Raw genomic sequence first — 9630 nt, 5'->3', positions numbered from 1 at the left:
AGTGTCCATATCATTAACAAAGCCGCAAAGGTCAACAAATCCTAAAAACATCATTACGTTTAAACCGCTCTTCAAGCTCGAAGGCTTCCACTTCAAAATTGTTGCAACGATACCCACGAGTCAATGCCTCAACGATATACTGAGACAAAAACTCAATCGACCCTAACCGTTGCCATTGCTGAGTATGAACAAGTTCGTGAAAGTGGAGGTGCCAGCGATATCTATATTCTTCTTTCACGTAGACGGTGTCTTCAAGGGCAATCCCTGCCGCCTTGCCAAATAACAACCCCGAAGGCAGTAATTTTGGCACTTCCTTGACATAAATCACCTTCGTTTTGGCCAACAATTCATTACTGAAGTAAACCGACAAGAAAGGGACAACTTCCTGGCATGAGTTGGCGAGTGGAATATGTTTTCTATTGATTCTCCTGATATAGCGAAGTAACAGTGGCGATATCACGAGACATACTCCCCGAACAAGTGGGACTATTACTCTCCAGACGATCTTATTAACTGTCACGTGATGCCATACTCATCAAGAGATCTACAACCATACGAGGATCATCAAAAATGAGCGGCTTTTCGCCCATTAGCTTAAACTTTCCGTCACCTCTTAGAATAATCTTTTGCTGCGTTTGTTCCTTAAACGGATAGCGCCAAACACTCAGCTCAAAGCCATCATCGATATCCTCTCTATGCACGGTGCACACCTGGCTATCCAACATTACAACCAGTTGGTTGTAGTCTTTAACTAACTCATCAGAGTAACCAAAACCCATTTGCCAGAATGAATCAATGAGCCGAGGCACACTCCCCTCGTTTTGAATATTCGTAACTCTTTCATGAATCGAAATCGCGAGCTGGACACATTCTTGTTTGGTTCTATGGCTCCCGAGTACCGCACTTTGAAATAGATATAAATAGCCATCTAAAGCATGCGCTTTGCCCGCATCATGTGGTTTACCAATCAACAAGCGTGAAATATCATCGACCATTAGCGACAACAATTCTAGCTCGCCAGGTATCGGAGTGGTAATTGGAAAAGGTACAAGAGCTGATAACAGATTCTCAATTTGCCTAACGATCTCTTTATTATGGTTATTGGCGTCAACAATTGAAGATACTATTGGCAATGCCTGAAAAAGCTGGTGGTTAATACTGCTTTCCCAGGCCTGTTCTGTACCATCATCACGAATAAAGCCCCCCGCCGCATCAAAGCCATAGCTATAGTCGCCTGTATTGCCCTGAATTGTATCTAGCGCTGCGAGATTTAGGTCAATCCAATCAATGGCACGAGCATGCTCTATTCCCTCATACCACTGCTCAAACGATTCGACTAACTCTTGCTGACGTTGTCGCCCTTTACTGCCAATGATAGAGCGCTGGCTAACGAGGTGCTGATAAATCGCCAAATGCACAAATATGGGACTTATACGATTGAGGAAATCGGGATACTTTTTGGTGTAGCTATCCCACAACCCATCACAAAACTGCTTCGCAAGACACGCCGTTAAGTTTTCGTTCGTCATCGTATTTCCCCCAAAACTATCTGATTGATTCATCTCACCTCGCCAATAAAAGCCAATTTATAGGCTATCACCAACCAACTTAAACGCCTCTTCAGTTTTATACCCATCAAGGATCAAGTTGATGATGTCGTCTCTATGTTGGGAAGTAGCTTTCGGAAGACTTGCTTTGTTGGCTTTAAAAAAGTCCAACGTCATTGTCATTGCATCAGCACGTGAAAGCCTAACGGGAGGGGTAGCCTTTTGTTCCGCCGTTTCAATGTACATATCAAAATCGTCAGAGACTGAAGACCAGTCATAAGCAAACACTTCGTCTCTTAACTTAACGGGATTGAAGTACTCAGTAACGCCATTACCGCATTCACCCGCAGTCTTATTGATAATAAGGGATGTCACATCAGGTAAGCCGCGCTCAGAGGTAAACAATCGTACAACGTCAAGCTTGCGACCAGCCGACACGGGTATCGCACGTTGCACGTATTCAGCATCAGGATGTGATTCTTTAGCTCGCTTAACCAGCTCACCATAAGTCAGGCAATGCTTATGACGAGCAAGATCCACTAAAATTGGATAGTAAATTGCGGCCAACTGAACATCGTTTAACGTGATATTGGCATACAAACTTTGAACCTGTTGTTCCATTTTAACCTCTAATATTTTCATTATTATTTGCGAATTGTGTCATTCGTTCTAGCCAGACGTATAGTGAACCATCGTCTACAAATTTTTGCCATAAACCATCATTAAATCTGTCGCCTCTAATGATGGTTGTGATCACTTGAAAGCCCTCAACATAGCTCATGCGCTCAAGAAACTGCTGTTTTTGATAACTCTCTGCAACAGGGGCCCTGAGATCAGTCGCGATCAGCGCTCGATTGGGAAAATCCATCCAACGGTAATCAACCAAGATACAGCCATAGTCATACAACAGCGGATAGATAGACTCTTGCAATGAGCTTTCAGGCATACTCGTTATCTGGTTGAGCATTGAAGCAAGATCTTCAAACGTAGGAAGCATTGCCAGCAATGTTGCTTGCTCTTCAATATGATCTCGCCAAGCTAGTTTCTCAAGCCATAACTTTGGCAATTGGCTATATCCATAGAATGCGCCAGCGAGTTGCCCGTAGATTGCAGCCGTCGTATCTGCATCAGCGCCCAAATTTGCCGCTAATAGTGCTCCTTGCTCAAAACTGCTGCTATGAGCAAAAGACCACAATGCCGCCTCGAGCGACTTAACAACAAATCCACTCCCCTCAATTTGTTGCCTTGTCTTAGTTATAAATGAACCATTCACTATCTCACGTAAATCATTGTGAATGTCTGCGCTACCCCAATAGTTTTCCAGTTGGGCGAATAATTCGGCTTTACTTAACGTACCTTTCAGGTCATCAAATATTCGATACATTAGCCAAGCCATAATTTCACAGGACTCAACAGCTCTTTTCTCCGCATGAGTGGTAACGGAACTATGCCTTGCCGCTTTAACAGCGTCATCTTCGCCGACTGACCGGAAAGAAGAATAGAAAATAGGTATGGGGGCTAAGCGCATCAAGCTGCCATTTCCAGCACTCCATTCATCAGCTGAACCTGCAATAGCAACGTTCGTAGATTCGAAAGAGGTTAAAGCGTCAAGAACTGTATTGCCGATATCGAAACATTGACCAGTGACCGAGTTTTCTCCAAATTTCCACCAAGCCGTGTAACGTTCCATTTGGTCTTCAGCGTTTTGGTTACCCACAGCCAAAAGACTGTCTGCCAAACACAACATCATCGAAGTATCATCAGTCCATTGACCTGCCTTTAAGTGAAATGGGCCACCACCTACTATATCTGTTAGTGGCGAATAGCTATCTTTGGGACAAAACTCCAGTGTTGTGCCTAGCGCATCTCCCATAGCCAAACCCGTCATTGCACCTTTCGCTTTATCTAATATAAGTTGCTTATTACCTTCGTGATTTTCTGAACGACTCAAATGGAACCCTCTTCCCGATAAATTCAACGACTATCCTATCTGATCCCTATCACTTACATAAGTGTCCCATTTTGGTACATGCCAATATTTGATACATCAATCGTCCGTTTCTTGATCCACCTCTTAACACCGCTTACTCATTTTGTTGCATTCTAGAAAATCAACCCTACAGGCATTATCAAAGGATTGGTATGCATTACGAAAGGCTAAAATCGAAACACAGAGAAGTCAGAGATCAACACACAAGATCATTGGCGGTTCGTGTCCATCGAGCACTAAGTTGGCTCAACAAAGCCGAACAATCGGGCGATTTAGACAGCCAATTTATCTTCTACTGGATCGCCTTTAACGCAGCCTATGCTCAACACATTGACCGTTCAATATTAATGAGCGAGCGAGGTAAGTTTCAGCAATTCCTTTCAAAGATTGTCTCTCTAGACAATGAGGGTCAACTGGCTGAATTTGTATGGCAGGAATATACCAACACGATACGTGTGGTTCTCAATAATGAGTTTATCTTTGAATCCTATTGGGATGCCCAAAACGGTACCGTTAGCCAAGATGAGTGGAAGCAACTGCGCACAAAATCTATTCACGCCAGTCATTTAGCACTCGCGAGTGAGCAAACCGAGATTGTGTTATCGATAGTATTTAGTCGCCTATACACGCTAAGAAATCAACTTCTGCATGGAGGCGCTACTTGGAACGGAAAAGTAAACCGTCAACAAATCGCTGACTGCACAGCTATCATGGCAAAAGTTATCCCACTTCTCATCGAGATTATGATGAACCACCCCAATGAACTTTGGGGCGACTCTATTTACCCTGTTATCGACTAACCACCTAACCTTTACCATTTGAGTAGTTTAATGATCGAGCAAGCACAAACTCTAACAACAAAAATAAACAAAAAGACACTACTACGCTTCCAAGTCATAGAAATCATCGCCTATTGGGAAGGTCGAGTGACCACAAAACACTTGTGCAGCTGTTTCGACATTGGAAGGCAACAAGCCTCTAGAGAAATTAACACCTACAAGGTTGAACATGCTCCTAGCAACCTCGAATATGACATGCAAAATGCTGGCTATACCGCATCAAAGAACTTTCAACCACTCTTTACTCGGGGTAGTGTCGACGAGTACCTTAACCTATTAGCACTTAATGAACGTCTCGTGTCCAAAAACAATCATTCCGCACTTGGGTTTCGGGAAGTTACCTCAGTGATGCCTCCTACACGGGCGATTGACCCCGTTATAATGCGCACACTCGTGAGAGCAATCAGCAAAGGACGGAGATTAGAAATTGAATATTTGTCGATGAGTTCGACAGAACCAGAGGCTCGAGTTATCGCCCCCCACTCATTGGTAGAGACCCCTCTGCGCTGGCATGTTCGAGCGTACTGTGAAAAAAACAGAGCCTATCGTGATTTCGTGTTAAGTCGCTTTATTGGTGAACCTGACATTCTCGATGCTTCCCCCAATCCAATAGAAGAAGACAGTGATTGGAACACACCCATTAATCTTATACTACAAGCCGATCCTCGACTTAATAACCATCAAGTGTCTCTAATAGAGAGAGATTACGGGATGTGCGACGGGGAGCTTGTCATACCAAGCAGGTTGTCACAGGTAAACTACCTCATTCATGGTCTAGGGCTAAGCCTCAATCACGTGCAAACAGAGCCAGGGCACCAGCAAGTCTGGATTAAAAATCGTGAAGAGCTCTCCCGTTTACTGCAAGAACGAGGGCTACTAAAACGCCTTTAATACGCTGTCAAAATGAAGCATGTACCATTTTGCGACACTTACGCACTAGCGTTAAAACAAGTACGGTAAGTACACAGTTCGATGACCGGTACAAATTATGAAAATAGAAATTAGTGAGCCAACAGCGCAATACTTACCTAATCAAATCGTCTTATTAGGGGATTCGATTTTTGACAATGCGCCGTATGTAAAGGCTGGAGAGTCAGTTTCTGAACAATTGACAAGCTTAATCCAGGCTGAAGCTGCGGAAAAGCCAGCGGGTATCAACTCTACTACCACGCAAGTCGAACTGCTTGCTGTCGATGGGCACGTTATAGCCAACCTTCCAAGCCAGATAGAACGAGCTAAGGAAAGTCGGTATTTCAATTTTCAACCTGCCTTTCTCTCTTGTGGCGGTAATGACTTACTCGGTTATGCCGCTTCAGGTTTACTTGAGATTGATGCGAACAGCATTGGCAATGCATTAGATTCACTTCACCAAGTACGAGAACAATTTCGCCAGAACTACCAGCAAATGCTAACTAAAACTCTTGCTAAATTCCCTAAGCTCACCATTTGTACGGTTTATGACGGTGTGCCAACGCTATCTAACGCTGAGAAAATCGCTACGGGGATATTCAACGAAGTAATTTTAAGAGAAGCGGCCGAGTGCCAACTACCCGTTCTCGATTTACGCGTCATTTGCAATGAGCCTGAAGATTACGCTCCAGTTTCACCTATTGAACCTTCAAAGCAAGGTGCAGCGAAAATCGCGCAGTCAATTTTTGATCAATATACGCAACGCCGAAACAACTTCCAGGGAGTTTAACAAATGAGCCTCAGCAAAGAATGGTTTGAACAACGCGATCAATTTATTGCACAGCAAAAAGAGCAAGGGTGCTTTGCACTAGAACAAGCACTTGAAGAACTCGTTGCAACTCTACCCTATTTTTTTGACCTTGATATTTTAACTCAAGGTGAATTTACAACCGCAACAACAAACTTCACGAAACTGACGCCGCTAGGGGGAATGTTCTTTGTAGAGCAATATCAGAAGATCTTTATCACTCCAGCAAGCCTAAGCAGACTAAAACAAGCGCTCGAAAGCTGGGACAACTTCACTATTGATTACCCTTTATATCAGTCTGACATGCTGGCCAAGCTTTCCGTTAGAAACCAAACTCACGTTAAATTTAGAGTGGATGCCAGACGCTTCAAACACAAAATGACGTTTCGAATTGAAGAGTCTCGCAGTGAAATGGCGGCATTCCTTAATAGTGAAAGCACTAACCAGCTAATGAATATTTGGAATGACTTTAGCCAGTGTGTTGCCTTGCTTGAAAATGAAGATAAGTCGCCAACCAACAGAGAAATCGCCACCGACAGTGATGCCATTGAAACACTGTGTGCACCCTGGCACCCTCTCGTCCAACGCTATTTTCGTAATAAAATGCATGAATTAGGTTTTGAACATAACCTAAACGTTCTCAAGCAAGAGATTGAATCCAAGTACTCCGTGGCGAGCTCGGAATGGAGCGACATTGATAGCGTTTTCGACGTGGTGATACCTGCTCGACAAGGCCAAGCTGAAGAGCTACCGCCAAACTCGTCAGAAGAGGTTGAGGTTCAACTTGTCACACCTAAATCTGTCAATAAATTTGGTCTGGTTGAGCTGGAGCACATTGAAGCGACACGCCGAAAAGCACTGCAAGTACAACGTTATAGCCCTGTTAATCCAGGCGATGTATTGCTGTACAAAAGCGCAGACCGAAAAACCGTCAAGGTCACCTACTATTCCATTGAAGATCAACACACGTATTTATGCTCCGAGCTGTTTGCAGTGTTACGTGCCAAAGGCAATGAACATTGGGATGGCAAACGACTGTTTCTTTTCTTGACCTCACGCGCAGGGCAAAGGCTGCTTGAATACACCTTTCGCGACTTTTCTGTCAACGAACTGGCGCAGATTCGCCTCCGTCCTCGACAGCTCAGCAAACTCCAGATTCCGCAGCTTAACTCGCAGAGTGCAAGTGAACTTGACGATAAATACAGCCAACTCACCAAATTGCTGCAACAGAAAGCTGATATTGAGCAGCAGATTGCCAATTTGATGAAGTGAAATCAAAGCAAACATAACTCGATTAAAAAAGGAACTGTATGAGTTACCCAGAACAACAGGCAACACAGGAAGAACTCAAAACCCTAGAAAAGTTGGACAATACGACTAAGGAAGCAAAGCCGATATTCATCAAAATAACACCCACCTCACCGGTGTTGCCTCAGACGCTGGATGATGACTTATCAGAAGGGCAAGAGCGGCTACTACTTACAAAGTGTCCAACTATTCATTTGTCCGTGACCACCAGCCATAAACAGATCACTGCATTTTTGATTGAACTGTTCGCCTATTATTTCGAACTACCACAAGAGAAGATCAAACCTGACAGTGACCTGGCCGATGATATTGAGCGCATGGTATGGGCACGAGAGCTTGATGTGCCTTTTGAGGACGTCACCTACGGGCGGATATTTTGTGGTAAAGACGAAGATGGTAATGCCGTCGGCGGTATGGAAGACAAAGGCATCATGATTGCAACGATGTTTATGCTCGACTTTTCCGACCTTGTTGGCATTAAGGAAGTGGACAATGCAGCCGGCGCGACATTTGAGGCATTGGATGACGAATTTGGTAGCTATTACGACTGCGCTACGATTTCTGATTTGGCGGATTTGATTTTCACAGTTTGTGAAAAGCTAAAACTAACAAAGGAATAAACATGAGATATCAATGGAAAAAATTAAATAACCAACAAAAAGGAACATATGGTGAGTACTTTGCAAAAATGGAATTTACCATGTTCGGTTTCGAAGTTTACACAGCGGAAGTAGACGATAGAGGAATTGACTTTATCGCGCGCAAAGGTGGCAAGTTTTTCGAAGTTCAGGTTAAGACTATCACTAATGAAAATCAGCAATTTATTACTGAATCAAAATTTAAAACTAGTGCTAGTTTCTTGGTTGTTCTTGTTCGCCTCATCGAAGGGGAAAGCCCCACGATTAGCGTATTTTCTGGGGATATGTGGTGCTCTGAGGATGGTTTACTCATTTATAAAAGTTATGAAGGCCTAAAAAGTGCGCCTGAATACCGAATACAATTAACGAAGAGACGAGTCCCATTGTTAGAAAAGTACTCCTTTGAAAAGTTTGCAGCAACAATCCATTAATCAACCCAGATAGCAGTCTTTGAAAGGTGTTAAAAATAATTGATTAACAAATAAGGATAAGTATCGCACAGCCGACACTTTATCTGGTTGTTGAACAAGCCCGCCCTACATTAAGTAAATTGCTCGGATATGCAGAAGAAAGTCTCCCAACACTGATTGACAGACGAGCGACACCAAGAAGTAACGAGGGTCATCATTCGGTACTTGCAATCCATTCTTTGCCAAAAATCAGCGGCTCTTCTCCGCTTAGATGAGTCTATAAATTAACAATAAAACCGGTAACACATTGATTTATAATCGCTTCCCACCTTATATCTCAGTATTGTAGTTTGTCGTTATTATCTTCCGCTCTATTTAACTTTAAAGGCCAATCCGTACAGTCTGTAACGCTCGAAGAAAGCTCTCATTCAGTACTCGTCAAATGCAAGCGAGATAGACGCTGTAAAGTTGTTGACCCTGAGACTGGAGCACCGCGCACAGTCGACCACTATGTTCACCGTCGCCTGTCGGATTTACCTGTCAGTGGTCGCCCTTGCGTTATAGAAATTGAATTGGCTCAGACAAGAGATAGGCTCGGCCGAAGGTTGGTTGAAGCGACTGATTTTGTTGATAAGGGGAGTCGTTATACCAAGAGATTCTGTCACTTTATTAGTGGACTATGCCGCTATATGAGCATCCACGCAGTGTCTAAGCATTTAGACATACGCTGGGAAACCGTGAAAAATATCGATAAAGCATTTCTGTTATCTACCTTGCCCGCTTTAGAGCCTAAGAGGTTGACCAACCTTGTTCATATTGGCGTTGATGAAGTCGCCAGGGCTAAAGGCCATGACTATATGACCGTCGTTTATGATCTCGTTTCAGGACAACTTATTTGGGTTGACCATGGGCGGACTTCAAACGTACTCATCAACTTTTTTGAACAATTATCACCGCAAACGAGAGACGGCATCCAAGCGGTATCAATGGATATGGGGCAATCTTACCAATCAGCAGTGAGAAACGCTCTTCCGAATGCAGACATCGTTTTTGACCGGTTTCACGTTATGCAGAACTACTCTCTTCTGATAAGGAAAGAGCGTAATAAAGCGTTTAGGAAAGGAACACATGACGAGAAGAAAATGCTTAAAGGGACGCTATTTTTAGGTTCATCGCGGCTT

At 43.6% G+C, this 9630-nt stretch carries 11 protein-coding genes; 7 read left to right on the top strand and 4 right to left on the bottom strand.

Going from position 1 to position 9630, the window contains the following annotated elements; all coding sequences use genetic code 11:
- Nucleotides 1-31: 31 nt before the first annotated feature.
- From AB4167_RS22060 to AB4167_RS22045, 4 genes are read right to left on the bottom strand one after another with little or no spacing between them, the layout of a single operon-like run.
- Nucleotides 32-460: a hypothetical protein gene (locus tag AB4167_RS22060; protein WP_136979597.1), complete on the bottom strand. Its 429-nt coding sequence runs from the start codon at nucleotides 458-460 to the stop codon at nucleotides 32-34.
- Between the two features lie 49 nt (nucleotides 461-509).
- Nucleotides 510-1562, bottom strand: coding sequence for a hypothetical protein (locus AB4167_RS22055; RefSeq protein ID WP_136979599.1), 1053 nt, complete (start codon nucleotides 1560-1562; stop codon nucleotides 510-512).
- Nucleotides 1563-1586: 24 nt separating this feature from the next.
- On the bottom strand, nucleotides 1587-2168 hold the full coding sequence (locus AB4167_RS22050; protein WP_136979601.1) for a hypothetical protein: 582 nt from the start codon (nucleotides 2166-2168) through the stop codon (nucleotides 1587-1589).
- A 1-nt stretch (nucleotide 2169) separates the two neighbouring features.
- On the bottom strand, nucleotides 2170-3498 hold the full coding sequence (locus AB4167_RS22045) for an ADP-ribosylglycohydrolase family protein (RefSeq protein ID WP_206361189.1): 1329 nt from the start codon (nucleotides 3496-3498) through the stop codon (nucleotides 2170-2172).
- Nucleotides 3499-3689: 191 nt separating this feature from the next.
- On the opposite strand from AB4167_RS22045, the gene AB4167_RS22040 reads away from it, so the two are divergent.
- The 7 genes from AB4167_RS22040 to AB4167_RS22010 form a co-directional block, all read left to right on the top strand.
- Nucleotides 3690-4337: a HEPN domain-containing protein gene (locus AB4167_RS22040; protein WP_136979603.1), complete on the top strand. Its 648-nt coding sequence runs from the start codon at nucleotides 3690-3692 to the stop codon at nucleotides 4335-4337.
- A 30-nt stretch (nucleotides 4338-4367) separates the two neighbouring features.
- Nucleotides 4368-5267 carry a YafY family protein gene (locus AB4167_RS22035; protein WP_136979605.1) on the top strand — a complete coding sequence of 300 codons (900 nt, stop codon included), beginning with the start codon at nucleotides 4368-4370 and terminating at the stop codon, nucleotides 5265-5267.
- A 97-nt stretch (nucleotides 5268-5364) separates the two neighbouring features.
- Entirely contained in the window at nucleotides 5365-6075 is a 711-nt protein-coding gene (locus AB4167_RS22030) for an SGNH/GDSL hydrolase family protein (RefSeq protein WP_136979607.1), read from the top strand.
- 3 nt (nucleotides 6076-6078) lie between these two features.
- Complete coding sequence (locus tag AB4167_RS22025; protein WP_136979609.1) at nucleotides 6079-7365, top strand: hypothetical protein; 1287 nt, start codon at nucleotides 6079-6081, stop codon at nucleotides 7363-7365.
- 38 nt (nucleotides 7366-7403) lie between these two features.
- A complete protein-coding gene (locus AB4167_RS22020) occupies nucleotides 7404-8021 on the top strand; it encodes a hypothetical protein (protein ID WP_136979611.1) in 618 nt (205 codons plus the stop codon).
- Nucleotides 8022-8023: 2 nt separating this feature from the next.
- On the top strand, nucleotides 8024-8470 hold the full coding sequence (locus tag AB4167_RS22015; RefSeq protein ID WP_136979613.1) for a DUF4365 domain-containing protein: 447 nt from the start codon (nucleotides 8024-8026) through the stop codon (nucleotides 8468-8470).
- 329 nt (nucleotides 8471-8799) lie between these two features.
- The coding region (locus tag AB4167_RS22010; protein WP_372137028.1) for an ISL3-like element ISVa7 family transposase at nucleotides 8800-9630 on the top strand (831 nt) is incomplete at its 3' end.

Source organism: Vibrio sp. 10N.286.49.E11, from assembly GCF_041469505.1.
GTDB classification, from domain to species: domain Bacteria; phylum Pseudomonadota; class Gammaproteobacteria; order Enterobacterales; family Vibrionaceae; genus Vibrio; species Vibrio crassostreae_C.
This window is presented reverse-complemented; position numbering and strand designations above follow the sequence as displayed.